Source organism: Psychrosphaera haliotis (genome assembly GCF_009728465.1).
Classification (GTDB): domain Bacteria; phylum Pseudomonadota; class Gammaproteobacteria; order Enterobacterales; family Alteromonadaceae; genus Psychrosphaera; species Psychrosphaera haliotis.
The window spans coordinates 359,427-385,953 of sequence record NZ_WOCD01000001.1 but is presented as its reverse complement, the minus strand read 5'-3'; the positions used below and the strand labels follow the sequence as shown (position 1 = coordinate 385,953).

20 protein-coding genes and 1 pseudogene are annotated in these 26,527 nt (G+C 41.0%); 12 read left to right on the top strand and 9 right to left on the bottom strand.

The annotated features are described in order from the left end of the window. Positions 1-55: 55 nt before the first annotated feature. From GNP35_RS16205 to GNP35_RS01740, 4 genes are all read right to left on the bottom strand, one after another. The gene (locus GNP35_RS16205; RefSeq protein ID WP_155693961.1) at positions 56-424 is read right to left on the bottom strand and encodes a capsule assembly Wzi family protein; all 369 of its coding nucleotides are present in this window, start codon (positions 422-424) and stop codon (positions 56-58) included. Further along, entirely contained in the window at positions 390-1,433 is a 1,044-nt protein-coding gene (locus GNP35_RS16200) for a capsule assembly Wzi family protein (RefSeq protein ID WP_155693960.1), read from the bottom strand. Before GNP35_RS16200 ends, GNP35_RS16205 begins: the two co-directional genes overlap by 35 nt. 115 nt (positions 1,434-1,548) lie before the next feature. After that, positions 1,549-1,848 carry an EscU/YscU/HrcU family type III secretion system export apparatus switch protein gene (locus GNP35_RS01745; protein ID WP_330997664.1) on the bottom strand — a complete coding sequence of 100 codons (300 nt, stop codon included), beginning with the start codon at positions 1,846-1,848 and terminating at the stop codon, positions 1,549-1,551. A 188-nt stretch (positions 1,849-2,036) separates the two neighbouring features. Further along, positions 2,037-3,023 (bottom strand): hypothetical protein, encoded by a 987-nt coding sequence (locus tag GNP35_RS01740; RefSeq protein ID WP_155693958.1) that lies wholly within the window; start codon positions 3,021-3,023, stop codon positions 2,037-2,039. 118 nt (positions 3,024-3,141) lie between these two features. On the opposite strand from GNP35_RS01740, the gene GNP35_RS01735 reads away from it, so the two are divergent. Genes GNP35_RS01735 through GNP35_RS01715 form a run of 5 tightly spaced genes read left to right on the top strand, consistent with a single transcriptional unit; the run spans position 3,142 to position 8,793 of the window. Further along, positions 3,142-5,088 (top strand): heme lyase CcmF/NrfE family subunit, encoded by a 1,947-nt coding sequence (locus GNP35_RS01735; RefSeq protein ID WP_155693956.1) that lies wholly within the window; start codon positions 3,142-3,144, stop codon positions 5,086-5,088. After that, positions 5,085-5,672, top strand: a complete 588-nt coding sequence (locus GNP35_RS01730; protein WP_155693954.1) for a DsbE family thiol:disulfide interchange protein — start codon at positions 5,085-5,087, stop codon at positions 5,670-5,672. Before GNP35_RS01735 ends, GNP35_RS01730 begins: the two co-directional genes overlap by 4 nt. Beyond that, positions 5,669-6,310, top strand: a complete 642-nt coding sequence (locus GNP35_RS01725; RefSeq protein ID WP_230961254.1) for a cytochrome c-type biogenesis protein — start codon at positions 5,669-5,671, stop codon at positions 6,308-6,310. Before GNP35_RS01730 ends, GNP35_RS01725 begins: the two co-directional genes overlap by 4 nt. 3 nt (positions 6,311-6,313) lie before the next feature. Continuing rightward, entirely contained in the window at positions 6,314-7,900 is a 1,587-nt protein-coding gene (ccmI, locus tag GNP35_RS01720) for a c-type cytochrome biogenesis protein CcmI (RefSeq protein WP_155693951.1), read from the top strand. A 14-nt stretch (positions 7,901-7,914) separates the two neighbouring features. After that, positions 7,915-8,793: an MlaA family lipoprotein gene (locus tag GNP35_RS01715; protein ID WP_155693949.1), complete on the top strand. Its 879-nt coding sequence runs from the start codon at positions 7,915-7,917 to the stop codon at positions 8,791-8,793. 117 nt (positions 8,794-8,910) lie between these two features. Here GNP35_RS01715 and ruvX read toward each other — a convergent pair whose 3' ends face one another. The 4 genes and pseudogenes from ruvX to rsmE form a co-directional block, all read right to left on the bottom strand. After that, positions 8,911-9,342: a Holliday junction resolvase RuvX gene (gene ruvX, locus GNP35_RS01710; RefSeq protein ID WP_155693947.1), complete on the bottom strand. Its 432-nt coding sequence runs from the start codon at positions 9,340-9,342 to the stop codon at positions 8,911-8,913. Next, positions 9,342-9,920, bottom strand: coding sequence for a YqgE/AlgH family protein (locus tag GNP35_RS01705; protein ID WP_155693945.1), 579 nt, complete (start codon positions 9,918-9,920; stop codon positions 9,342-9,344). The genes ruvX and GNP35_RS01705 overlap by 1 nt, the downstream gene beginning before the upstream one ends. A 17-nt stretch (positions 9,921-9,937) precedes the next feature. Then, positions 9,938-10,818 (bottom strand): annotated as a pseudogene (gene gshB, locus GNP35_RS01700) (glutathione synthase). A gap of 173 nt (positions 10,819-10,991) precedes the next feature. Continuing rightward, a complete protein-coding gene (gene rsmE, locus GNP35_RS01695; RefSeq protein WP_155693943.1) occupies positions 10,992-11,726 on the bottom strand; it encodes a 16S rRNA (uracil(1498)-N(3))-methyltransferase in 735 nt (244 codons plus the stop codon). Positions 11,727-11,797: 71 nt separating this feature from the next. On the opposite strand from rsmE, the gene GNP35_RS01690 reads away from it, so the two are divergent. From GNP35_RS01690 to GNP35_RS01670, 5 genes are all read left to right on the top strand, one after another. After that, the gene (locus GNP35_RS01690) at positions 11,798-11,941 is read left to right on the top strand and encodes a hypothetical protein (RefSeq protein WP_155693941.1); all 144 of its coding nucleotides are present in this window, start codon (positions 11,798-11,800) and stop codon (positions 11,939-11,941) included. Continuing rightward, complete coding sequence (locus GNP35_RS01685; RefSeq protein ID WP_155693939.1) at positions 11,929-12,822, top strand: ABC transporter ATP-binding protein; 894 nt, start codon at positions 11,929-11,931, stop codon at positions 12,820-12,822. The genes GNP35_RS01690 and GNP35_RS01685 overlap by 13 nt, the downstream gene beginning before the upstream one ends. Beyond that, positions 12,819-13,931, top strand: a complete 1,113-nt coding sequence (locus tag GNP35_RS01680) for an ABC transporter permease (RefSeq protein WP_155693937.1) — start codon at positions 12,819-12,821, stop codon at positions 13,929-13,931. The genes GNP35_RS01685 and GNP35_RS01680 overlap by 4 nt, the downstream gene beginning before the upstream one ends. A 410-nt stretch (positions 13,932-14,341) precedes the next feature. Continuing rightward, entirely contained in the window at positions 14,342-15,238 is an 897-nt protein-coding gene (locus GNP35_RS01675) for an ABC transporter ATP-binding protein (RefSeq protein WP_155693936.1), read from the top strand. Between the two features lie 9 nt (positions 15,239-15,247). Beyond that, positions 15,248-18,802, top strand: coding sequence for an ABC transporter permease/M1 family aminopeptidase (locus GNP35_RS01670; RefSeq protein WP_155693934.1), 3,555 nt, complete (start codon positions 15,248-15,250; stop codon positions 18,800-18,802). Between the two features lie 1,164 nt (positions 18,803-19,966). Here the strand turns inward: GNP35_RS01670 and metK are convergent. After that, complete coding sequence (metK, locus tag GNP35_RS01665; protein ID WP_155693932.1) at positions 19,967-21,118, bottom strand: methionine adenosyltransferase; 1,152 nt, start codon at positions 21,116-21,118, stop codon at positions 19,967-19,969. Between the two features lie 216 nt (positions 21,119-21,334). Between metK and GNP35_RS01660 the strand changes: the two genes are divergently transcribed. Together GNP35_RS01660 and GNP35_RS01655 are read left to right on the top strand one after the other, a co-directional pair. Next, positions 21,335-24,121 carry a M16 family metallopeptidase gene (locus tag GNP35_RS01660; RefSeq protein WP_155693930.1) on the top strand — a complete coding sequence of 929 codons (2,787 nt, stop codon included), beginning with the start codon at positions 21,335-21,337 and terminating at the stop codon, positions 24,119-24,121. 228 nt (positions 24,122-24,349) lie between these two features. Next, a complete protein-coding gene (locus GNP35_RS01655) occupies positions 24,350-26,401 on the top strand; it encodes a S9 family peptidase (RefSeq protein WP_155693928.1) in 2,052 nt (683 codons plus the stop codon). Positions 26,402-26,527: the final 126 nt, after the last annotated feature.

Here is a 26,527-nt window from a genome sequence, read left to right as displayed (position 1 = left end):
TAGTGTTTCATCGACTTAAACCAGTTGATTTCTAATTGTCTACCAGTAACGTAATTTACGGTAGATACGCTGTCATTTTAGTTTGGTTGTAATTAACTTCAACTCTATTTCTGGGATTTAACTGCCAGCCTAACGTGGCATTATGATGTGTAGCTCCAATACCATGACCAGCAATATTGCTCGTGCGTTTGCGCAGCTCTGCAGCAAAATGGCCAAGTAGGCTTCCATCGTTTTGAATTCCGTCGGTATATACGTGGTGCACATACCAACCATTTTGCCATTGGCTATATTCATAATTAAACGATAACTTTTTTAAAATGACTGGTAAATCAATGCCCGCTGAAAGGGAACTGTTTCCAAGTCGATAGTTGGTACCTCGACTGGTATCTTCACCTGCGTATTCCATATAGACAGAAAAAGGCACGTTGCCAATAAAGTCGAAACGAGAAACGATGGACGCTGCTTGATTGCCGAAACTCTTGGTCTGCTGTTAATCCTTCTTTTGTATTGTCAGCACCACTTGGGTCAAAAAACGCTTTAATTAAGTCGCCCAAGTCATTATTACGCTCGCCACCGCCAGATTGTAATATTCTGTTTACCGCTAGCGTAAAGCCATTAAACGGAGACATTGAAACATGTAAACCGGTTAACATTGGTTTTCCGGCAATAAATTCACCTTGGTAACGAATTCTATTGCTTGTTGATAGCTCTCCGGAAAATATTTCATAGTTGATGTTCCAACTTGTCATTGGTGTGTTATTTGACACTGATATGTTGGCAAAGGTTGGAGCTTGAGTACTTAATAGCATGGCGGATTGTTTAAATGGGGACAACCAATGAGGTTTATAACCAATGTCTACCTGGGCTTGGGGAATACCAAAGGAAACGTAGGTGTCTTCAAGATTTGATTCGCCTTGCCATGCTTTACCGCCAACACTTAAGAGAGCAAAGTTATTGATATTATAAATACCTTGGCCTTGTACTGACCAGCTCGTGTCTGTATGTTCACCGCGTTGGTTATTTAAAGTAGTAGGGGCTTGATTTACAACTTGTACTTTTTCGTTGTTATACCTAAGAGTTGCTGAGGCATGATTAATATAAAATGTGTTGGCAGTCTTGTTGAGATACTTGTTAACCTCTATACATCCCTTTCTAACGGCTGGGTTTTTAACTTGTGAGCTAACACAGATTTTACGGTAAGCCTTTTTTAACTGGTTTTTAGAAATTGGGCGCTTAACAACGCCTAGCTCTGCTGCAATCATTACTCTATTAATATGGGATTCTAATATTGGCGACTGTTTTAGAGGGACGTACCCAGATACGCTGGAATCTGTCGATGCCTCTGTACTCACGGCCACTATGCTAGCGAATGCCGCTATGGAGGGTAATAATCTGATATTCTGTAATTGTTTTGTAACCAATTCAAACTTCATGTTTGCAATCGTCCTCTAAAAGGATATAACAACATAGGATGCGAACATAATTGTATACAAGCATCACTATTGGGAGTTTTCCTATTCTAACTGAGCTAGGTAACTGAAAAAAGGCCTATTTCCAACTATCTGGAAACTCCCCCCTTAGTACATAACTAAATGCAATAAGCTCTGCTATTACAACGTATAAATTAGGAGGAATTGATTGACCTTGTTCAAGGTGCTCTAAGCGCTTAAATAGCTCTGGATCTTGATGCACCAGAAGATCGTTTTGTTTAGCATGGTCTAATATTTCTTGCGCAAGTACATGATAACCTTTAATAGCAACATTTGGTGCGTTTTTACCATCGTACAGCAACGATAAAGCACCAAACTCAAAGTTTGTATCGGTTGATTTGTTATCGCTATTGTTCACGAGGTATGCCTTTTTATTTTGCTAGGTTCAAGGTTCAAGGTTCAAGGTTCAAGGTTCAAAGTTCAAAGTTCAAGGTTCAAGGTTCAAAGTTCAAGGTTCAAAGTTCAAGGTTCAAAGTTCAAAGTTCAAGGTTCAAAGTTCAAGGTTCAAAGTTCAAGGTTCAAAATTAATAGTTGAGACTTCAGATTTTAAACTTTAATGTCGATCAAGCGTGTTCCTTTGTGCTCAGGCGCTAACGCTAAATTTTCATCCACCATACTTTCGTTCTTTACGCTAAATCCAAACTTGGAAAGCCGTTCTTGTAACATGGGCCAATACCTCTCTACTTTTTGAAGCAAAGGCGTATTGCTGCAAGTGCATTTTGATTGTAAGTTTAGCGCGTTAAGATTGATGTCGATAAAAAGCAACCCAGTACCATCCAAATCAAAAGTCAGGCTGAAAGACAGTGCTTGGTTATTACCTGGAGTATCGGACTGCCCTGTACTTGATGAGCTTCGTTGGTTAACTCTATTTTGTTGGTTTTGTTCTTGTGCTGCGTTCAACTGAGCTTGCTCATTGGTTTGTTTAGCCTGAACTGCTTGCTGCGATTGTTGCAGCGCTTGCGATTGTTCGCGAATAATTAAGCTGGCTTTGTCTTGCATTGATATTGGTATAAGCAATTTGAGCAACCCGCCGACCATAGCTTGGTTTGCTTGACTAACAGAGCCGCTTTTACTGGCCAAGCTTGATGAACCAATTAACCATGATATCCGTAAAAGGGTAGAGCTATTTGCAAGCGCTGCTGTTTGTGCAAGCGATGCGGCTGTTTGTGCATTAGGCGCTGAATTCAGCAGCTGCATTTTGGTAATAAGTGGCAACCATTGCGACAGCGTTAAAGAACTAAGACCTTGCTGACTTTGCAGTTGATTTAACGCAGGGACTAGCCAATTCTTTATAGCAGCTGGCATGCTTTCAATCGTGGGCGCTGGTTTACTCGTTAACCAAAGTGATAACTCGGCTTTTAATTTGTCAGGCACAACGAGTGATTGTTGCTGGAGTTGGTGACTTACGTGACCTGGTTTATCTGCAAGGTGTTGCGAAAGCTGTTTAAAAAGCACAGACGCCTGCTGACTCGTACTTGTGTCAGATTTTGTGTTCGCTTGTGTTGACGTAATAGGGAAAGTTTTTGATTCCATAATAAAATCCATGCTAGAGCCGCGATAGCAAATAGGCAAGCTGTTTTCGCTATGATACAATTTTGCCGCTGATATTTAGGCAAACTCATTTAATGTTTAGTATAAGAAAAGACGAAGTATGATCCCAGAACTTGGTAATTTTGCGCTATTTATAGCGTTCGCTTTCAGCCTATTGTTGTCTATTTTTCCGTTAATTGGTTTACGAACTAATAACCTTAAACTTATGCAACTTGCTCCAAACCTCACGGTAGGTTTGTTTAGCTTCACCTTATTTTCCTTTGCTTGTTTAGTTTATTCGTTTTTAACGGATGACTTTACGGTTTTAAACGTAGCGGAAAACTCGAACTCACTATTGCCTATTCAGTATAAATTCGCTGCTAGTTTTGGTAGCCACGAAGGCTCATTCTTGCTTTGGCTTGTGATGCAGTCTGGTTGGGCTTTTGCCGTTGTTTTAAAGTCTAAGTCTTTACCACCAGAAATGCGCACTCGTGTGCTTATGGTTATTGGTTGGATTTGTGTTGGTTTTTACGCGTACATCATTACTGCGTCTAATCCGTTCGACCGAACTTTACCTTATTTTCCAGTAGATGGGCGCGATTTAAACCCATTGCTGCAAGACGTGGGGATGATCATTCACCCGCCACTTTTATATATGGGTTATGTTGGTTTATCTATTAGCTTTGCCTTTGCGATTGCCGCGCTTTTAAGTGGCAAGTTAGATTCAACTTGGGCTAAATGGTCAAGACCTTGGACCGCAGCGGCGTGGGCCTTTTTAACATTAGGCATCACAATTGGTAGCTGGTGGGCATATTCCGAGCTCGGCTGGGGAGGCTGGTGGTTCTGGGATCCCGTTGAAAATGCGTCGTTTATGCCTTGGTTAGTGGCCACTGCATTGCTGCACAGTTTAGCCGTATCGGAAAAGCGAAATGCCTTTAAAAGCTGGACGGTATTTTTAGCAATCGCTGGTTTTTCTCTGAGCTTATTGGGCACGTTTTTAGTACGTTCGGGCGTTATTGTATCGGTTCACGCTTTTGCTACCGACCCTTCGCGCGGTGTGTTTATTCTTATTCTGTTGGCCTTGGTGATTGGCGGAAGCCTGACTTTGTACGCTTTGCGTTCAGGCGCCATTAAAAGTGTTGGTAAGTTCTCTACTTTTTCAAGAGAAACCATGCTTTGGGCCAATAACGTATTGTTGGTAGCCGCAACTATCATTGTATTGTTAGGCACCTTGTTACCGCTGGTTCATAAAGAAATTGGCTTAGGTTCTATCTCTATTGGCGCGCCATTTTTTAATCAAATGTTTACTTATTTAACGGTACCTTTTGCCTTGCTATTAGGTATTGCTCCATTTGTAAGATGGAAACAAGACAAGCTGAATAAATTTTTAACCATGCCTGCCGTGGTTGGCGTAATTTCTATCTTGTTGTCAGTAGTTTGGCTTAAATTAGAATTTGGCGAAGTTAAGTTTTACGCTGCACTTGGCGCAACACTTGGACTATGGGTGACATTGTTTACGGCTTTAGAATATCGCAAAACAGCGAGTAAGCTAGGCGTTTCAAAGGTTCCTTTAAGTCATTATGCGATGGCGCTAGGGCATATTGGTATTGCGTTTGTGATTGCTGGTGCGGGCTTAACCTCGCAATATACGCAAGAAAAAGACGTAAAGCTGTGGCCAGGTGATTCAGCGGAGTTAATGGGATATACCTACCAGTTTAATGCAATTAAAGATGTAAACGGCTCAAATTATAATGGTTGGGCTGCCGACATTTCAGTATACAAAGGTAACTATTTAGAAGCAGAGTTACTGGCGGAAAAACGTTATTACCCAGTGCAGCGCAATACCATGACAGAAGCCGCTATTGATGACGGATTTACTCGAGATTTATATGTGTCGTTAGGAGAGCTATTGCCAGATGATTCATGGGCTATTCGTATTTACGTTAAGCCTTACGTTCGTTGGTTATGGTTAGGCGGTATATTAGTGGCACTTGGCGGTTTCTTAACACTGTTCGATAGACGTTATCGCGGCGTTAAATTAGCTAAACAAGCTGGAGCAAATGTATGAGCGCAAATAAGTCTTCAAAAAGATTAGCTTTTTTGCCTCTGGCGATATTTGCTGTGCTGTGTGTCTTTTTGTTAAAAGGGTTATTCAGTAACCCAAATGAACGCGAGTCAGCTTTAATCAACAAACCTGTGCCAGAGTTTTCCCTACCTGATTTATACAATGAATCTCAAATTCATAACAAACAAACATTAATAGGAAAGCCCGTCATTCTTAATGTTTGGGGAACTTGGTGTACAACCTGTAAGTATGAACTCCCTTATCTTACAAAGCTTCGTAACGAATACGGTGTAAAAATTGTTGGCGTTTACTACGACCAAAATCATGCGCCTGCATTTGGTGAGTTCGCAGATGTTAAAGAAATAAGAGTAGATGTTCGTAACATGTTGGGACAATTAGGCAACCCTTACGAGTACAATATTCTGGACTTAGACCGAACTTTGTCACTTAATTTGGGCATTAGTGGCGCGCCGGAATCCTTTGTTGTTGATGCAAGCGGCGTTATTCGTTTTCATCACATGGGAGATATTAACGAGCGTATTTGGCGAGATAAAATTGCGCCAATATGGAATGAGGTATCACAATGATTGCTAAGTTTAAGACCTCAAAAAAGTTGTCAACATCAACTAACGATTCAAACTCACTTTCAAGTTCAGATTCACTTTTTAGTTCAGCAAAGTGGCTAATGTTATTAGCTGCAAGCTTTGTTTTAGTAATTGCTTTAACCACACTAACTTCGACTCAGGCATGGGCATTTTCCACCTCAGGTGAAATCATCAAGTTTAAAGATGACGCACAAAAATCTGCTTACCAAGAATTGGTTATGGAATTGCGTTGTCCTAAATGTCAAAACCAAAACATTGCCGATAGCAATGCGGTGATTGCACGGGACATGCGAGTTAAAACCAAAGCCTTATTAGATGAAGGTTACTCTAGACAGCAAGTTATTGATTATATGGTGGACCGTTATGGTCAGTTTGCTCATTATCAACCGCCAATGACTATTGCGACCAGTATGTTGTGGATTTTACCTGGCGCATTTGTTTTGTTTGGCATTATTGTGCTTATAAGACGTTCGCAAAATGTTAACCGAGTTCAGGAAGATGCTGATCAAGAATATGCAGTTCATGCTGAACAAGAGCAAAACAAAATTAGTGACGATGAAATGGAAAAGCTCGATGCCGAGCTTAATGCACTATTAGAATCTGGTGAAGAGAAGAAATAAAACATGACTTTAAGTATTTCTACATTTTGGGCTTTATCTGTATTAATGATCGCAATTGCTTGCGTATTTGTGGTGGTGCCATTCTTTAAGTTTTCACAAGCCAATACTTATAAAGGGCTAAAATCTAACTGGTACCGAACTCGCTTGCAGGAATTAAATGCAGAGTTAGAAAAAGGCCAATTTAGCCAGCAGCAATACAATGATGCGCTAAAAGAGCTAAAACTAACGGCCACCGATGAACTTCGAGAAGAACAGAATCAAGAACAGAATCAAGAACAGAATCAAGAACAGAATCAAGAACAGAATCAACAGCAAAGCCAAGAGCTAGGCCAGCAGTCAAGTCAACAACTGAGTCTTCAAAACGCTGAGAATCAAGAACCAGCAAGGCTGTCAGAAGACTCTACTAAAGCGACCAACATTCAGCGTTATACGTTTACGGCACTTGTTTTATTAGTAATAACGACATTCACAGGCTATTGGTTTTACGGACAACAAGAAAAGCTTGTGCACTGGGAAGACGCATTAGAACGCTTTCCAGCTTTATCAAAAAAGGTAGTAGAGGACAGAACTAGCACACCTACAAGCGAAGAACTGCGCGATCTATCATTAGGATTGCGTACCAAACTGCAAACGGATCCAAAAGCAATAGGCTGGATGTTACTTGGCCGAAATTTGCATATTTTAGGTGATGTTAAAGGCGCAATTGATGCATTTGAAAAGTCATATAACTTAGATCCTAAGTCAATCGGCAATATGATTAGTTATGCAGGTGCCTTACAGCAAAATGGTCAGCCGGGAGACTATTCGCGCTCTATTAGAATATTAAAAAACGCGTTAACTCTGCAGCCTCAAAACTTGACTGCGCTAATTTTAACGGCAGAAGGGTACATGTTAGACGAGCAGTTTGAACGAGCGTACACTGGCTTTGAATTGGTTTCCCGCGTAATAGACCCTCAAGACCCTCGCGCGTTACCTATACAGGACAGGTTACAGTTTTTGAGCAAGGAACTTGAAGTTGCAGACAGCCAACAAGCCTCTAATGCAAGTCAAAGCACTGATCATAACACTAGCCAAGATAGAATTGATAACAATAGCGAAAACGCCAGTCAGGAAAAGGGTTCGCCGGCTGACTCAGCTGAATTGTCAGGGCCGGAGTTAGAAATTGTTTTAAACGTGAAGGTTGGCGATAATGTTGATTTAAGCCAGTTTAAAACACTGTTTTTATTCGCGAAAAAGCCGGGAATGGCGATGCCACTAGCTGTTAAGAAGCTAGACGTAGAGAAATTAAACTTTAGCAGAGCTAGAGCACCAGAAACTGATGCCACTGACGGAAATTATTCTGAAGGTAGTTCTTCTGAGAGCATTGCCACTGACAGCAATACCGCTGAAGTGAGAACTTTTGTTGTCTCGCTAACAGATAAAAACGTAATGGTGCCAGGAATGTCATTGTTAGGTGAGCCTCAAGTAGATATATTTGCAAGGTTGTCGAAAGATACATCAGCACCAAAAGAGCTTGGAGATTTAGAAGCGTCAGTGACAAACTTATCATTGCCTGCAACTAAACCGGTTGAGCTATTAATTAAGAAATAAAACAAGGTAATTTAATGAACGCATTTTTGAAGGCGTCGCTAATAACGGCGATATTAGTATTGACGGCAGCTTGTGCTCAGCAGCCAGATACAACGTCAGTTGCTGCTACGACTAACACAAGCCAACAGCAACAGGACGCTGACTCAACAGTCAATGAATCACCAAAAATAGCGTCAGTGCCTGTTGATGAACAAGTTGAAGATGCGCCATTAACGGCTCAAATTCCTGTTTATGTAGATGAACGAGACCCATTTGAAGATTTTAACCGTTCAATGTGGGACTTTAACTGGGAAGTACTCGATGAGTATCTTTTACGTCCATTAGCGGTAGGCTACACGTCATTACCGCAAGGTGCGCAAACCAGCGTAAGAAGTTTTGTTACTAACCTAGAAGAGCCGGGTTACGCTTTAAATAGCTTGTTACAAGGCAAGTTTAAAAAGACAGGTGTGGCAACTGGGCGCTTTTTAATTAACTCAACCATTGGCTTGTTAGGTTTATTTGATGTAGCCAATCACATGGGTTTAGTGCGTCATAAAGAAGATTTTGGTCAAACCCTCGCAGTTACAGCAAACGTTGGCAATGGCCCATTTTTAATGTTACCGGGATACGGACCGACTACCGTTCGTGATGGCGTAGGTGACTTTGTTGATGGTCAAATTTTTCCATTATATTTAATAGACTGGCCGTGGAATTTAGTTAAAACAGGCATCAAAGCCGTTTATAGCCGTGCAGACTTATTGCAACAAGAACAGCTAATTAACGACTCTACGGACCCATATATATTTGTTAAAGAAGCCTATTATCAAAATCAAAACTACCAAATTTATGACGGTAATCCACCAATTAAAGAAGAGTTTGAACTAGACGAAGCTTTACTTGATGAAATTGACTAATAGCTTTTGAAATATGGCTTTTAAGCAGAAATGTTTAAAAGCCTTTTTTGTAGAAAAGGCTCATCAGGTTTTCATGGAAGTGTCAGTAGGGGAGTCAATTTTATCCTTTGGGCCGTTTTAGTATAAGGACTCAAAGTAGCTTTCTAAGATAACAACAGCGGATTGTGCGTCGATATTACCTTTCTTTAAATTACGGTATCCACCACTTTCAAACAAGCTCGCCTTAGCATCTGTTGTACTAAGGCGTTCATCATGCATGTGAACTTGCACACCAAAACGGCCATGAACTCGATTAGCAAACTTCTTCGCTTTTTGCGTTACAAGCTGCTCAGTGCCATCCATATTAAGCGGCAAACCCACTACCACTAAGTCAGGTTGCCACTCGGTTAATAACCTACCCACGTCGTCCCAGTTAGGAATGCCTTCCTTTGCCTTAAGCGCTTTGATAGGCGATGCAGTGCCAGTAAGAGATTGGCCGATAGCAAACCCGATGCTACCAGTTCCAAAGTCTATGCCCATGACGGTTTTTGGTGATGTAGATTCTGTCATTATGAATGGCCCGCAATATGTGAAAGTTGAGAACTAGAAATACCTAACTTTTTAAGTGCCAACTCCCAACGTTCTTTTGGTGGTGCGCCAAAAATAATCTCTGGGTCTGCATCAACCGTTAACCAAGCATTGTTGGCAATCTCATCTTCCAACTGCCCTGCGCCCCAGCCTGCATAACCTAGCGTAACAACAAAGTCTTCTGGACCATCTGTTGTGCCTAAGTTTTCTAGAATATCTTTGGAGGTAGTGACCATGAAGTTTTGCTCTAGTTGTAAACTCGATGACCAAACTCGACTGCCAGTATGTAAAACAAAACCGCGATCTTCCTGCACTGGGCCACCTGACATTACCTTTTTATCGTCAAGTGGAGAGTACTCAGGCACGGCGATGTCGATTTCTGAGAGTAAGTTTTTCACTGACATATCTGTTGTTTTGTTAACAACTAGGCCCATTGCGCCATGTTCGTCATGTTCACAAATGTAAGTTAGCGAGCGACCAAAATAACTTTCGTCCATCGACGGCATAGCAATTAGAAATTGGTTCGCCAGACTTAAGTGGCTTGATATTTTTAAAGTCATCGTTTTGTTGTTCGCTTCTATTTTGCTTCTAAACGCTTTTCAATGGCATCAAATAAGTGGCCGGTAATGCTGATGTCGTAAGCCGCTTCTATTTCTTTAATACACGTTGGGCTGGTTACGTTAATTTCCGTAACACAATCGCCAATCACATCTAAACCAACAAAATTAAGCCTTTTTCTTTTAACGTTGGACCAATCGCCTTGGCAATTTTCCAGTCAGTATCGCTTAATGGTCTTGCTTCTCCGCGACCGCCTGCTGCTAGGTTTCCGCGTGTTTCACCTTTTGCTGGAATTCTTGCTAACGTGTATGGCATTGGTTCGCCATCAACAATAAGGATGCGCTTGTCACCATTTGTGATATCAGGAATAAAGGCCTGGATCATTGCATAATGCTGGGCATGAGCCGTTAACGTTTCAATGATCACCGATAAGTTTGGATCGCCTTCTTTTACTCTAAAGATAGACGCGCCGCCCATACCATCAAGCGGTTTTAAGATGATGTCGCCATGCTCATTGTAAAAGTCTTTTATAAGACCAGCATCACGAGTCACAAGTGTCGGCGGTGTAAATTCTGAAAACCAACTGGTATAAAGTTTTTCATTAGCATCACGCAAGCTCTGCGGTTTGTTAACTATTAGTGTGCCTTCATCTTCAGCGCGCTCAAGCATGTAAGTTGCGTATACAAACTCGGTATCAAAAGGAGGATCTTTGCGCATCAAAATAACGTCTAAATCGCCCAGTGGCATAGTTTGAACATCACCAAGTGAATAAAAATCGTTAGCGTCATTTTTAACACTTAACGGTTTACAACGACCAAAAGCTCGACCATCACGCAAGTATAAGTCATTCATTTCTAAATAAAATAACTCATAGCCTCGAGACTGAGCTTCTAATAACATCGCAAAACTAGAGTCTTTTTGATGTTGATGTCTTTGATGGGATCCATCACGATGCCGAGTTTAATAGTCATAGTTGTTCCGTTCTTAATAGGTTTTCGTCGTTTCTAAACAGGTTTTCTAACGCCCAACTTAGCAGGCTAATTCGCAAAACGTAGCAGGCCAATTAACCAAGTCTAACAAGCTAAATCGCCAAACTTCACTTGAAGAGCTGTTAATAAAGTTAACGCAGCGGTTTCTGTTCGCAGTACTCGAGGCCCCAAAAGTATGTCTTGGTAACCCGCATTGTTCGCCGCTTCAATTTCTTGATCGTTCAAACCGCCCTCAGGACCGATTACAAATCTTACACCCGTTTCAGGCATTTTTAGCGACGAAACAGATATGGAGGCACGTGGGTGTAAATTCAACTTTAGCTGTTCAGTTTGCTGTTCGATAAAGGCTTTAAACTCAATAGGGCGATGGATAGTTGGTACAATTGCGCGGCCTGACTGTTCACAAGCAGCAATGGCTATTTTTTGCCACTGTTGATGTTTTTTGTCGAGGCGTTCGCCTTTAAGTTTTACGCCACAGCGCTCAGTAAAAATTGGGGTGATGTCCGTTATGCCCAACTCAACCGACTTTTGTATGGTGAAGTCCATTTTATCGCCACGAGAAATACCTTGTGCCAAATGAATTGCTAGAGGACTTTCGTTTTCTACTTTGACACTACTGTTAGCAACAACTTGAACTGTCTTTTTAGACACGCCAACAATACTTGCTTGATAGTCAAAGCCATCACCGCAAAAAAGGGCTAATTCATTACCTTCGCTCATTCGTAATACGCGGCCAACATGGTTCGCAGCGTCAGCGTCTAGGTCAAATGGTGTGTCTAATTCAATCTGAGTTGAGTGATATATTCTTGGGATCCGCATACTTTGGCAAATAGTTGAGTTTTAATGGCTTTATTCTAGCAATCAAACCCCTAGATAGAAATGAAGAATTGGTGTCTAATTGTGTTAATGATGTTAATGATGTTAATGATGTTAATGATGTTAATGATGTTAATGATGTTAATGATGTTAATGATGTTAATGATGTTAATGATGTTAATTGCGCGATTTCGAGGAAACAAAAATGTCAGCTGTAGTTGAAGTCAAAAATCTTCGCAAAATATATGACGATGTAGAGGCCGTAAAAGGTGTGTCATTTAGAGTTGAGCAAGGCCGTTGCTTTGGCTTACTAGGACCAAATGGAGCCGGAAAAACAACAACCATTGAAATGATGGAAGGTCTAATTGAGCCATCAGGAGGCGAGATTTCGTTTTTTGGTTCGCCTTTAAACAAAGAGTCGCTAAAGGAAATTGGCATTCAGTTTCAACACACGGCATTGCAAGACTTTTTAACCGTTGGTGAAACCTTAGATTTATTTGGTGCGTTTTATCCCAATTCCGCCAGCAAACAGTCTGTGATGGAAATGTGTAACCTAATTGAGATTGAAAATCGTCGACATCAAAAACTATCGGGCGGTCAGAAACAACGACTTTTGTTAGCACTCGCGTTAATTAATGATCCTAAAATCCTCTTCCTTGACGAACCAACAACAGGCTTAGATCCTCATGCAAGACGAAACTTTTGGGACCTAATTACAAAAATAAAACAGCAAGGTAAAACCGTTATCTTAACCACGCATTATATGGATGAAGCAGAGTATTTATGCGATGACATTGTGATCATGGATCAAGGTGCCATTATTGCTCAAGACACGCCATCTCGTTTACTCAATCAACACTTCTCCGGTGCTATTATTCGCCTGCCAATAGAAAATTTAGGTAGCTTGGATATTAGTGAGTTTGGGCGTCCATTTGGTCATCATCATGTAGATATTGATGCTAAAGATGTGGAAGTTTCTATCTCTAATTTGCTCGAAAAAGGCGTTAAATTAGACGGACTGCAGGTAAAATCAGCAAACCTTGATGATTTATTCATTAAGTTGACCGGACACCAATTAACGGAGGCTAAAAAGTCATGAAGGTATTTTTTACGCGATTTTATGCCATCTTAAAGGCTCGCAACTTAGAGTTTTTTAGAGACCGTTCCTCTTTGGCTTGGAGCGTTATATTTCCAGTATTGTTGCTCGTTGGTTTTGCAGTGGTTTTTTCTGGCGATGGCAAAGATGTATATAAAGTAGGAGTGTTAACCTCAGAGTCTTCAGCACCTTCTGTTCAGCCTCATCCATTTTTGCAGACTAAATATATTGAGTTTGTTGATTATAAGGATCCTAAAAAGGCGTTATCAAAGCTACACCAGCACAGACTTGATCTTTTGGTCGATTTTGAAAAGCAGCAATACTGGCTAAATGAATCATCGCCGAATGGTTATTTTGTTGAAAAGTTACTTTTGGCATCGTCGCTAAGCGTTGAAAAAGGTGACTCGAATACTTCTGTTGATGGCGAACTAGATTCAAACGACAAGACTTCTAATGGTCTTACAACCGGAAACTGGCAGCAACAAACGGTGGATGGCCGTCAAATTAGATATCTAGATTGGGTCTTACCTGGAATTTTAGGTATGAATATGATGTTCAGTTGTCTATTTGGTGTAGGTTATGTGATTGTTCGATATAGAAAGAATATGGTATTAAAACGACTTAATGCCACACCGGTTACAGCGTTAGAGTTTTTAACCGCGCAAATTGTATCTCGACTTATGATTGTGATGTTTTTGTCATCAATGGTTTTTATTGGTTGCGATTTATTATTTGATTTTTATATGTTGGGAAGTTATTTAGATCTACTCGTTATTGCGATATTAGGTGCGTTTGCGCTTATCTCATTAGGCTTAATGATTGCTTCTCGTTCGAGAAGTGAAGAGCTAACGGGTGGTTTATTAAATTTAGCAACGTGGCCAATGATGATTTTATCTGGCGTTTGGTTTTCTTTAGAGGGCAGCCCGGAATTTATTCAAACTATTTCTATGGCGTTACCTCTTACACACTTGGTTGAAGGCGCGCGCGCTATTATGACGGAAGGCGCGAGCTTGATGGATATCAAACATCATGTGTTTACTCTTTTGGGCATGATAGTTGTGTTTTTAACGGCGGGAACGCTTTTGTTTAGATGGGAAGGGGATGGTCGATAACTACCACTTGTCATGACTGCGAGGCTAGCTTTGATAGCGAGCTTAGCTGTGATTGTTATGCAACGAGGGCGGCATAAATACGTCCTTGTAGCCTCAACGATTCATCCCTGAATCGAACGCCTCGTTGATAAGCAATCATCAGCGCGCCTTGCTTGCGCTTATCTCAAAGCACACACAGCTCACACCCAAAACCCAGCTCAATTACTTTCCTAATGAGGTTTCCAAGGCATGGATGCCTTGGCGAAGCGCTTCATGGATGAACTTGAGCATCCGAAGTGGAAAGTAATTGAGCTGGCTTCACCACAATAATATTGTTACAAATTAACGACTAAAAACTCTACAAAGATAGTTTTTTTATTAGCCATATCATGCCATTCTAGGAAAAGCCCAAATAACTAAACGGAATTCAAATGTTATCTATTTCAAACTTATCAAAAACTTATAACAACGGTGTGAAAGCACTGAACAACGTGAACCTAACTGTTCCAAAGGGAATGTACGGATTGCTTGGACCAAATGGTGCAGGTAAATCATCGTTAATGAGAACCATTTCAACATTGCAAATGCCAGATTCAGGCAGCATTACTTTTGATGGTATCGATGTATTAAACAACCCAAACGAACTTCGCAATCGTTTAGGTTATTTACCGCAAGATTTTGGTGTTTATCCTCGCGTGAGTGCTTATGACTTACTAGATCATTTAGCGATTTTGAAAGGTCTTGAAAATAAAGCTGAACGTAAAGAGGCGGTAGAAGGCTTATTAGCTCACACCAACTTATTCCAGCATAAAGATAACGCTGTAAGTGGTTTTTCGGGCGGCATGCGCCAACGTTTTGGTATCGCGCAAGCTTTATTAGGCGACCCAGATTTGTTAATTGTTGATGAGCCAACTGCTGGATTAGATCCAGAAGAACGTAACCGTTTTCATAACTTATTGGTAAGTTTAGGTGAAGAGAAAGCCATCATTCTTTCTACACATATTGTAGATGACGTCACTGAATTGTGTCCAAACATGGCGGTATTAGGTGCGGGTCAAATTCTGTTAGAAGGAAATCCTATTGAGCTGACTAACCAGCTAGGCCAACAAATCTGGAGAAAAACGGTTTCACAGCAAGAGTTTGCTGAGATTGAAGCTAATCTGCCAGTGATTTCGCAGCGTTTGTTTGCCGGTAAAACAATTGTGCATGTATATGCCGATACTCAACCTGAAGGTTTTGAAGCGGCACCAGCTAATTTAGAAGATGTCTATTTCTCGACACTTTATAATTCTCGTCAATCAGCTCCATCTAACAACACAGCAGCTTAGGGGCGTCGTATGTTTTTAAATATGCTTAAATTTGAGTGGCGATACTACGTTCGTCAACCGTCGTTTTATGTAACGTGTTTAACGTTCTTTTTACTGCCTTTTTTAGCCATGGTCAGCGACTCCGTCATAATTGGTGGGGCAAACACTACCTTTAATGGTTCTTTTGCTGTTTCACAAACTATATTAGTGCTTGGTGTTTTCTCCATGTTTTTAGTTGTGAACTTTATGGCCACAACAGCGACTAAAAATGATTCATCTCACATGACAGAGCTACTATATACCAAGCCGATGAACCCGCTAAAATATCAATTGGGTCGCTTCTTTGGTACATACCTAGTGATATTAGTTGTGTTTGCCATGGTGCCATTGGGCATTTTAATAGGCTCCTGGATGCCTTGGTTAGACACTGACAGACTGGGGCCAACTAACCTTAGTTTCTACTTGTCTACGTACTTCTATTTTTCTGTACCTACGTTATTTGTTTTCTCGGCTATATTTTATTCGGTAGGGCAAAAGTTCAAATCGATGATGTCTGTTTATCTAGCCGCGGTAGCGCTTTTTATCTTGTACGTAGTCAGCGGAAACTTTATTAGCGAACCTGAGTATCGTTATATAGCTGCGTTGACGGATCCATTTGGTCTGAGAACGTTCTCGGATATTACTCGTTACTGGACGCCGGTAGAGCGTGACAATCAAGTCATTAATTTAGAGGGAGTGCTGTTATATAACCGCTTAATTTGGTTGGGTATCAGTGTTGTTATATTAGCTCTGTTTGGCAAGTTAGCGTCACCGTTAACATTAGCGCCAAAGCCAGCACCTAAAAAGAAAAAGTCTAAACAAGCAGAAGTAGCACCGGTAAACGCAAAAATTAATTACAAAAGCGTAACCTCTGGTACTTGGACTAAGTTCAAAACCAGAACTTTGTTTGAAATCAAACAAATTATGTTCAGCCCACCGTTTTATATCTTATTGATATTTTCAGGGTTTACTATTATCTCTTCGTTTTTCGGAAACGGCCCTTTTTATGGTACATCCGAGTGGGCATTAACTAAATCCATGGTCACTCAAATATTTGGTAGTTTTAGTTTGATGATGATTGTCATCATAACCTATTACAGTGGTGAAGTTGTTTGGCGTGAACGCAGCTCAGGAATGGGTGATATTGTCGATAGTATGCCGGTGTTTAATATGACGTTCTGGTTATCTAAACTCATCGCAGTTTGCTTAACGTTATTGTCATTATTTGTCATTGGTATGTGTGTCACTATTACTTATCAGCTAATTGTTGGAGTAAATGACCTTGAATTAGGCCAGTACTTTATTAGTCTATTCTTTTTCCATGCGCCAAGCATGTTGATGATGGTGGTATTAGCGTTTTTCCTTCAAGTTTTAAGCCCAAACAAGTTTGTCGGTATGCTTTTGTTCTTAGGCTATTTCTTAGCAAGCTTGAGCTTTTATCAATTAGGCTTAGAACACAACTTACTTAATTTTGCCGCAAGTCCAATGATGCAATACTCAGACTTAAATGGGTACGGTTGGTACTTGGAAACACAAGCTTGGTATCTAATTTATTGGGGCGCAATGTGTGTCATTTTAAGTACAATTAGTTACGCGCTGTGGCAACGAGGCCCTCAGGTAGCATTAAAGCATCGCTTTAAACAAATGGGTTACCAGATGCAAACCGGTGGTAAAATTACACTTGCTTCAGCTGCTATCGTCTTTTTACTTTCTGGCAGTTATATTTACTACAACACAACGGTCGTTAATGAGTATTACTCTAGTGACGAGATGATGGAGTTCCGCACTGATTATGAAAAGCAGTTTGATCAGTATGTAAACGATCCGGTTCCCGTTATTACCCGCGTTAATGCAAAAGTAGATATCACGCCAAGTGAAAGAACTATAGTTGCGGCCGCTGAAATAACGGTTAAAAATAAGTTTGATAAGCCAATTACTCGTTTCTTGGTGAACGCACCTCGTTTCGCAGAGACTTGGGATGTGCAGCTCCCTAATGGTTCAATGCAGGAAGTTAATTCACGTTTGGGTTCAGCTTGGTTTATATTTGAAAAGCCTTTACAGCCTGGCGAGACTTTGGAAGGTGAAATTACCGTAACCCGAACTGTTAAAGGCTTTAAAGATAAAGGCTTTGATGTACAGCTAGTTAAAAACGGTACCTTCATTAATAACTTTGAGTTATTCCCAATTTTTGGTGTAAACACACAAGGTTATTTATCCGATAGACATGAGCGAAGAAAGCGAGATTTATCACCGCCTAAAAGAGCGAATAAGTTAGAAGATGAAGAGTTTCATAATCAAAGTTTCTTTGGAAAAGGAAACGACTTCATAGACTTTGAAACGACAATATCTACTGAGTTAGACCAAGTGGCGATAGCGCCTGGTTATTTGCAGAAAGAGTGGGTGGAAGGTGATAAACGTTATTTCCATTATAAAATGGACTCGCCGATGATTAACTTCTACTCCATCTTGTCGGCTCGACTGGATGTGAAAAAAGAGGTTCACAAAGGCATTAATATTGAGGTTTATTATCACCCTCAACACTTTATGAATGTGGATGTCATGATTGAGTCTACCAAAGACTCTATCGATTACTTCACTGAAGCATTTGGCCCTTATCAGCACAAACAAATGCGCATCATTGAGTTTCCAGGATATCGAAGCTTTGCTCAAAGTTTTGCTAATACGGTGCCTTATTCTGAAAACATAGGTTTCACTACAGATTTACGCGACCCTGAAAATATTGACCCTGTTTACTATGTTACTGCACACGAACTGGCACACCAATGGTGGGCTCATCAGGTTGGCAGTGCAGACGTACAGGGTAGCGCAATCTTATCTGAGTCGTTGTCACAGTACAGTGCGATTATGGTGATGGCGAATAAGTATGGTGACAGCAAATTACGTAAGTTCTTAAAGTATGAACTCGACAGTTATTTGCGTGGACGAACTCAAGAGTCGCTTGAAGAGATGCCATTAATGCGAGCTGAAAACCAGTCGTATATTCATTATCGCAAAGGGTCAGTGGTAATGATGGCGATTAAAGATAGGTTAGGCGAAGAACGTTTAAATCAAGCGTTAAGAAGTTTATTGCAAGAGTTTAAGTTCAAGAGTGAGCCGTATCCAACGACTTTGGACCTTCTTGCTAGCTTAAATGCAGTCAGTAATAGCGAAGAGCAGTCGTTTATAAAAGACTTGTTTGAAGAAATTACGCTTTATGACTTACAAGCTAAAACAGCAGACATTGTTGAACTAGATAACGGTAAGTATGAAGTAGTATTTACCGTAGAAGGTAAGCGTTATAATGCTGATGGAAAGGGTGCTGAAACACCGGCTGATCTTAAAGAGTACGTTGATATTGTGCTATTTAGTGAAGATCCAGAAGACTTAAATGCGGGTGATATTGTTTTGTATGAAAAGAAACACTTAGTCATAGAAGGTGAAAATACCTTTAAGCTTATCGTGGATTCAAAACCTAAATTTGCCGGTATTGACCCATTCGTTAAGTTGATTGACCGAGACAGCTCTGACAATGTCATTAAGCTTTAATACCTAAACTTGACGATTCAAGTTTTAAGTATTAAACCAGACTAGCTTGAACATCGCCTAGAGGCGACATTATTAAAAGGACCTTCGGGTCCTTTTTTGTTTTATATACGCTATTGCTTCTAATCAATCGCAGCACGCTAGCTCGACACTGGAAGCGCTTAGCTGTGATTGTTATGCAACGAGGACGGCATAAATACTTCCCTGTAGCCTCGACGATTCACCCCTGAATCGAAACGCCTGCGTTGATAATCAATCATCAGCACACTCGCGGTGGAGAGGCAACACGTAGCTTTGATTGTTATACAACGAGGACGGCATAAATACTTCCCTGTAGCCTCGACGATTCATCCCTGAATCGAAACGCCTGCGTTGATAATCAATCGCAGCACGCTCGCGGTGGAGAGGCAGCGCTTAGCTGTGATTGTTATGCAACGAGGACGGCATAAATACTTCCCTGTAGCCTCGACGATTCATCCCTGAGTCGCAACGCCTGCGTTGATAATCAATCATCAGCACACTCGCGGTGGAGAGGCAACACGTAGCTTTGATTGTTATACAACGAGGACGGCATAAATACTTCCCTGTAGCCTCGACGATTCATCCCTGAATCGCAACGCCTGCGTTGATAACCAATCATCAGCACGCCGTTGCCCCTTACACTCAAACTGGCAACTACATGCCGAACACACAGCGCACTCCAAATCAAAACCCAGCCCAATTACTTTCCAAATGAGGTTTCCAAGGCAAGGATGCCTTGGCGAAGCGCTTCATGGATGAACTTGAGCGTCCGAAGTGGAAAGTAGTTGGGCTGGGTTAACCAGCGCTTCATGGATGAACTTGAGCGTCCGAAGTGGAAACTAGTTGGACTGGGTTAACCAGCACTTCATGGATGAACTTGAGCGTCCGAAGTGGAAAGTAGTTGGACTGGGTTAACTAGCGCTTCATGGATGAACTTGAGCGTCCGAAGTGGAAAGTAGTTGGACTGGGTTAACCAGCGCTTCATGGATGAACTTGAGCGTCCGAAGTGGAAAGTAATTGAGCTGGGTTAAAGCTCAGTATGGAAAGTAATTAAGCTGTAGTAGTTAAATTGAAGGCACAAAAAAGGACCCGAAGGTCCTTTTTTAAAGCAGCACCTGTCTCAACTCATTTGCTGCAAAAACTTTATTATAAGCCAGCGTCAGCGCGCAAGGCTTCAACTTTGTCAGTGCGTTCCCACGGGAACTCTTCACGACCAAAGTGGCCGTACGCAGCTGTTCCTTTATAAATAGGACGCTCTAGGTCTAGCATTTGTGTAAGGCCATATGGACGTAGGTCGAAGTGACGACGCACTAATTCGATTAGTTTGTCTTCTTCAAGCTTGCCTGTACCAAATGTTTCAACACTGATAGACGTTGGTTCAGCAACACCAATTGCATAAGAAACTTGAAGCTCTGCTTTGTCAGCAAGACCAGCTGCAACCAGGTTTTTAGCAACGTATCGAGCTGCATATGCGCCTGAACGGTCAACTTTTGATGGATCTTTACCAGAGAATGCTCCGCCACCGTGACGTGCCATGCCGCCGTATGTATCAACGATAATCTTACGACCTGTTAATCCACAGTCACCCATTGGCCCACCAATTACAAAGCGGCCTGTTGGATTGATGAAGTATTTAGTATTAGCCGTTAACCATTCTGCAGGAAGGGTAGGCTTTACGATTGTTTCCATTACCGCTTCAACTAGATCTTTTTGGCTGATGTCTTCGCTGTGCTGAGTAGAAAGTACTACCGCATCGATGCCAACTGGTTTGCCATCTTCATAAACAAACGTAACCTGTGATTTTGCGTCTGGACGTAACCACGGAAGCGTACCGTCTTTACGTACTTGCGCTTGACGTTTAACTAAACGGTGAGAGTACTCAATTGGAGCAGGCATTAACACTTCAGTTTCGTTACATGCATAGCCAAACATTAAACCTTGGTCGCCAGCACCTTGTTCGCTAGGGTCTTTGCGGTCAACACCTTGGTTGATGTCTGGAGACTGTTTACCAATTGTGTTTAAAATTGCACAAGAATCAGCATCAAAGCCCATGTCTGAGTGTGTGTAACCAATTTCACGTACTGTGCTACGAGTTAACTCTTCAATATCAACCCATGCAGACGTTGTTACTTCACCGCCAACCATAACCATGCCGGTCTTAACGTATGTTTCACACGCAACACGTGCCTTAGGGTCTTGCTCTAAAATAGCGTCTAATACCGCGTCAGAAATTTGGTCTGCGATTTTATCCGGATGACCTTCAGATACGGATTCCGATGTGAACAAATGTTTTGCCATTTAAACTGTCTCTTGTATTACCTAAATTCGGCGTAATTTTAGCTAACTTTTGTAGATTTGCCTAATACTTTTTTACGCCTAGACGTCTAAACATTCAAATGGTTGGTAAATCGTAACAAACTGTTACAAGTTTGAAGTTAGAAACCGTGCCTAATTTTGGTATAAAACAGGTATTACAATAAGTGATATAACAATAACTCCAGGGAGCTTCATTTAATGAAGATTTTCACTAGTAAAAACAAATCAAAATTTACTAAAACTTTATTGGCATCAGCTGTATTTGTAGCATTAGCGGGTTGTTCGGCAACTCAACAAAGCGCGGCTCCAGAAGTAGTGGTAAAAAATGCAACAATGGATTTTGTTCGTAATGTTGAAGGCATCAATGAGTACACTTTGTCTAACGGCATGAAAGTATTAATGTACCCAGATGAAGCTCAACCAAAAACGCTGGTTAACATAACTTATAAAGTAGGTTCTGTTCATGAGAAATATGGCGAAACCGGCATGGCTCATTTATTAGAGCATATGTTGTTTAAAGGCTCTGACAGCTATAAAGCTATTGATACAGAATTTAACAAACGTGGTATGCGCGTAAATGCAACAACCTGGTTAGACCGCACAAACTATTTTGAATTGTTTGAATATGATGAAGCAAACCTAGAGTGGGCTTTAGGAATGGAAGCAGACCGTATGGTTAATGCAACATTCACAAAAGAGCAATTAGACTCAGAAATGACAGTGGTTCGCAACGAAATGGAACGTGGTGAAAATAGCCCATTCCGTATGTTGTCATCTCGGTTAGCGTCAACGGCGTTCTTATGGCACAACTACGCAAACTCTACAATTGGTGCGCGTTCTGATGTTGAAAACTTCCCATTCCAAGTATTAAGAGATTTCTACAAACGTCATTACCGTCCAGATAATGCCGTACTTACTGTTGCGGGTCGTTTTGATAAAGAAAAGACTATCGCAATGATCGAAAAAACGTTTGGTAAGCTTCAGCAACCTGAAACGCCAATCGAAAAGCTATACACAGTAGAGCCAACTCAAGACGGTGAGCGCGAAATTAACTTACGTCGTACTGGTGATGTGCCAATGATTGCTGCGGTTTATCATGTACCTTCAGCGTTACATGAAGATACGCCTGCTATTCAAGTTCTATCTCAAATCTTATCTGATAGCGCTCGTGGACGTATGCAGAAGAAGATGGTTGAGCCTGGATTAGCAACAGGAGCTTATGCCTATTCTTATCTATTAAAAGACCCTTCAACGTTCACTATTATGGCGCAAGGCTCTAAAGGCAAAGAAACGTCTGCTATGGAGAAAACGTTAATCTCTATGGTTGAAGGCATTAAAGAGAACACAATTTCAGAAGCAGAAGTAGCAGTGGCTAAAGCTGCACTACTGAAAGAAACAGAAGAAGCGTTACGTAACGTAACTTCTGTAGGCATGGAGCTATCTGAGTACATTGCGATGGGTGACTATCGTTATATTTTCTACTTCCGTGACTTAGTAGAGAAAGTAACAGCAGCAGATGTACAACGTGTAGCAGAGCAATACTTTGTAGAAAGTAACCGTACGCTAGGGCGCTTTATCCCAACCAAAGAGCCAGTGCGTGCGGAAATTTCTGAAGCAAAAGATATTTCTGAATTATTAGCTGACTATAAAGGTCGTAAAGCAGTAGCAAACGGCGAAGTTTATGACAACAACGTTGAAAATGTATTGGCTCGATTAAAAGAGTTTACATGGGCAACGGGCACGCAAGTGAGTGTTTATCCTAAAAAGCTTCGTGCAGGCGAAGTTAACATGGCAATGACATTCCCAGTTGGCTCAGCTAAATCTTTAAAAGGTTATGAGTCAGACTTTAAAATGTTAGGTGGATTGATAATGAGCGGTACTGAAAAGTACAGCAAAGAACAAATCGCCTCTAAAATGGATGAGCTTAAAGCGAGCATCAGTATTTCTACTCGTACTTTAGGAGAAATTAACGTTTCTGTTAAAGCGGTAAAAGAAAACTTAGATGCAACGTTAGACTTTGTTCAAGAGTTATTAGCTAACCCAACGTTTAAAGCATCTGAAGTTGAAATTGACCGTAAAGCCATGATCACAGGTTTAGAAATGAATCGCAGTGAGCCAAGCTCTGTAGCGGTATCAATTTTAAGTAAAACGTTTAATGGTCACGAAGCGGGCCACCCATCAGCGTTTAAAACGATTGATGAGCAAATTGATGGCTTGAAAAAAGTAACAAGCAAACGCCTTCAAAATTTACATTCTTCACACTTTAATGTAAGCAATGGTTTTGTGGCGATTGTAGGTGACGTTGATCCTAAAATTATTTCTACCCAGTTAGAAATGCGTTTAAGTGAATTAAATGGCAAAGCAACCTTTGCGAAGCTAGAAGATGAAGTTAATGAAGTAACTGGCCAAGAAAACTGGGTTGAAACACCAGACAAAGCTAATGCTCAGTTATACATTGCTCATGTTGTTGACTTAAACCCTCAAGAAGATGATTACTATGCGGCGTACATCGCGAACCAAATTTTTGGTGGCAGTGGTTTTGCTTCTCGTTTAATGCAACGTATACGTGTTAAAGAAGGTTACAGTTACGGTACTGGTTCTTGGTTACAAATGGAGTTTGATGAAGAGAAGGGTATGTACATCATGTCTGCTATCGCCGCTCCAGAGAATATGAAAAAAGTAGTTGAAGCATACAAAGAAGAAGTTCAAAAAGTATTAGACGAAGGTTTCTCTGACAAAGAAGTAACCGACGCTATTAACGGTGCTTTAAAGTCACTTCGTGTAACTTGGTCTAGTGAAGCTTACATTGCTCGTATGCTTAACGGCAACAAGCAAATGGATCGTGATATGAAGTGGTTCTCTGATTATCAAGAAACGCTTCCAACGGTAACAGTTGAGCAAGTAAACGCAGCGTTTGCAAAATACATTGCACAGCAAGAACTAAACATCTTTGCTGCAGGTGATTGGGCAAAGTTAGAAAAATAAGGCTCAGCCTTTTTCTAATGCTATTCGTTAGATATGATTCATTAAAAACGTGATTTGTTAATACGACTAGCAAAAAATGTGAAAGCGCGGCAGTTAAGATTGTCGCGTTTTTTTGTGCCTGATGTTTATTAAAATGTGAATGTTGGCATTCTATCGTAGGTTGTTTGTTTTTTATTCATAAATAAGAGTACAATCTTTATCAACTCATTAAGAAATAAAGGATTTGAGATGAAACGCTATACTTGGTTATTACCTCTAGTTCTGCTCTCTATGCAGAGTGTCGCTAACGAACAATTGGAACCAGAAAACTCTTCAAAATTGTTCCAAGCTGAAGATATTTTTGAGCTGGAATACGCGTCGTCACCACAAGTCTCACCAGATGGAAAGTGGGTGATCTATACACGCAGAAGTCACGATGTTATGACGGATGGCACGCGTTCTAACTTATGGATGGCCCGCACTGATGGTTCTTTACATCGCCCATTATTGTCAGGCAAAAAAGCTTTTTATGGCGCTAAATGGTCTCCAAGTGGTGACCGCGTCGCTTATTTATCAAATGAAGAAGGCCGAAGCCAGCTTTACGTACGATGGGTGGATACTGGCCAAACAGGTGTTATCACTAATGTACAATCAGGTATTGGTAATGTGACTTGGTCGCCTGATGGCACTCAAATAGCCTTTACAATGTCGGTTGCAGATACAGACCGACCGCTTTCAGTAAAAATGCCAAAACGCCCGAAGGGCGCGAAATGGTCAGAGCCAGTTCAATACGTCACAAAAGCTCGTTATCAGGCTGATGGTGCTGGTATTTTAGAGCCAAAATTTAGCCACATTTTTGTTGTGCCAGCAGAAGGCGGTACACCTAGGCAATTGAGTCATGGTAATTATAATCATGGTGGTACGCTGGCTTGGTCGGCTAATGCTGAACATATTTATTTTTCGGCATATCGCAACGATGATTGGGAATACCAAACACGTGAATCCGATATTTATAGCGTTAAGGTCAAAGGTGACAATGCGGGACAAATGACGCAAGTCACAAACAAGCCAGGTGGAGAATACGGTCCGGTAATTTCACCTGATGGTAAAAAACTAGCGTACGTTAGTATTGATAATAAAAAACTCGCTTATCGAAATCGAATATTAGAAGTGTTGGATTTAGGCACGAAGAAAAACAAACAAATTACTGCCGACATAGACAACTCCGTGAGTGGTCTAAAGTGGAGTGAAAACAACTCGAGTTTGTATTATCAAATGACGGAAAGAGGGCTGATCACTGTTGGTTACTCAACGTTGTCAGGTCGTCATATGAAAATTGTTGAAGGGTTAGGCGGCACTACCATAGGAAGACCATACGCGTTTGCCAACTTTGACGTAGACGCTGATGTAGTGGCTTATACAAAAGGCAGCGCTCAACGCCCAGCAGATATATTTGTTCGAAGAAAGGGCAAAGACTTTCAAATCTCTTCTTTAAATGAAGATCTGCTAGGTCATAAAACGTTAGCCCAAGTGGATGAAGTAATTTATCAATCGTCAATTGATGGTGAAGAGATACAAGGTTGGTATTTGTTACCACCAAATTTTGATAAAACAAAAAAGTACCCTTTAATTCTAGAGATTCATGGTGGACCACACCTAGCTTACGGCCCTCATTTTTCTGCAGAAATGCAACGTTTTGCTGCTGAAGGATACGTTGTCTTTTATGACAATCACAGAGGCTCTACAGGATACGGTGAGCGTTTTGCACTGCTATTACAGAACAAATACTCCAGTAAGTGGGATTTTGCCGACCATATGTCGGGTGTTGACGCCATGATAGCTAAAGGCTTTGTAGATCCTGACAAGCTTTATATTACAGGCGGCTCAGCTGGTGGCATAGCCTCCGCTTACGCTATTGGTTTAACCGACCGATTCAAAGCCGCTGTGGTAGCGAAACCAGTTATAAACTGGATTTCAAAAGTATTAACGGCAGACAGCTATTTAGGACAAATACCATTTCAATTCCCTGGGATGCCATGGGACAACTTTGAACATTACTGGGAACGTTCGCCTTTATCACTGGTTGGCAATGTTACAACGCCTACTATGTTGATTACCGGTGAAAATGACCGTCGCACACCTATCTCAGAAACAGAGCAATTTTATCAAGCTTTGAAACTTCGCAAAGTGGATACAATCATGGTTAGAGTACCAGGTTCTCCGCACGGAATTGCAGGTAAGCCTTCAAGAATGGTCGCAAAAATCGAAAATATTCTAGCCTGGTTTAAGAAGTACCAGTAAAACGAGTTAATAATGGACAAAAAATTGTTGGCTAAAGTGTTGAGTCAAACACCTGTGAAACCCAGCTATTTTTTGTCCAGCTTTAATGACTTGTTATACTTTTTAGACTAAACTGTACGACATTAC

Excerpts from the sequence above, each read along its gene's own strand:
- GNP35_RS16200 (WP_155693960.1), bottom strand. The coding sequence starts at position 1,433 with ATGAAGTTTGAATTGGTTACAAAACAATTACAGAATATCAGATTATTA.
- GNP35_RS01740 (WP_155693958.1), bottom strand. The coding sequence starts at position 3,023 with ATGGAATCAAAAACTTTCCCTATTACGTCAACACAAGCGAACACAAAA.
- GNP35_RS01735 (WP_155693956.1), top strand. The coding sequence starts at position 3,142 with ATGATCCCAGAACTTGGTAATTTTGCGCTATTTATAGCGTTCGCTTTC.
- GNP35_RS01730 (WP_155693954.1), top strand. The coding sequence starts at position 5,085 with ATGAGCGCAAATAAGTCTTCAAAAAGATTAGCTTTTTTGCCTCTGGCG.
- GNP35_RS01725 (WP_230961254.1), top strand. The coding sequence starts at position 5,669 with ATGATTGCTAAGTTTAAGACCTCAAAAAAGTTGTCAACATCAACTAAC.
- ccmI (WP_155693951.1), top strand. The coding sequence starts at position 6,314 with ATGACTTTAAGTATTTCTACATTTTGGGCTTTATCTGTATTAATGATC.
- GNP35_RS01715 (WP_155693949.1), top strand. The coding sequence starts at position 7,915 with ATGAACGCATTTTTGAAGGCGTCGCTAATAACGGCGATATTAGTATTG.
- ruvX (WP_155693947.1), bottom strand. The coding sequence starts at position 9,342 with ATGACAGAATCTACATCACCAAAAACCGTCATGGGCATAGACTTTGGA.
- GNP35_RS01705 (WP_155693945.1), bottom strand. The coding sequence starts at position 9,920 with ATGACTTTAAAAATATCAAGCCACTTAAGTCTGGCGAACCAATTTCTA.
- rsmE (WP_155693943.1), bottom strand. The coding sequence starts at position 11,726 with ATGCGGATCCCAAGAATATATCACTCAACTCAGATTGAATTAGACACA.
- GNP35_RS01685 (WP_155693939.1), top strand. The coding sequence starts at position 11,929 with ATGTCAGCTGTAGTTGAAGTCAAAAATCTTCGCAAAATATATGACGAT.
- GNP35_RS01680 (WP_155693937.1), top strand. The coding sequence starts at position 12,819 with ATGAAGGTATTTTTTACGCGATTTTATGCCATCTTAAAGGCTCGCAAC.
- GNP35_RS01675 (WP_155693936.1), top strand. The coding sequence starts at position 14,342 with ATGTTATCTATTTCAAACTTATCAAAAACTTATAACAACGGTGTGAAA.
- GNP35_RS01670 (WP_155693934.1), top strand. The coding sequence starts at position 15,248 with ATGTTTTTAAATATGCTTAAATTTGAGTGGCGATACTACGTTCGTCAA.
- metK (WP_155693932.1), bottom strand. The coding sequence starts at position 21,118 with ATGGCAAAACATTTGTTCACATCGGAATCCGTATCTGAAGGTCATCCG.
- GNP35_RS01660 (WP_155693930.1), top strand. The coding sequence starts at position 21,335 with ATGAAGATTTTCACTAGTAAAAACAAATCAAAATTTACTAAAACTTTA.
- GNP35_RS01655 (WP_155693928.1), top strand. The coding sequence starts at position 24,350 with ATGAAACGCTATACTTGGTTATTACCTCTAGTTCTGCTCTCTATGCAG.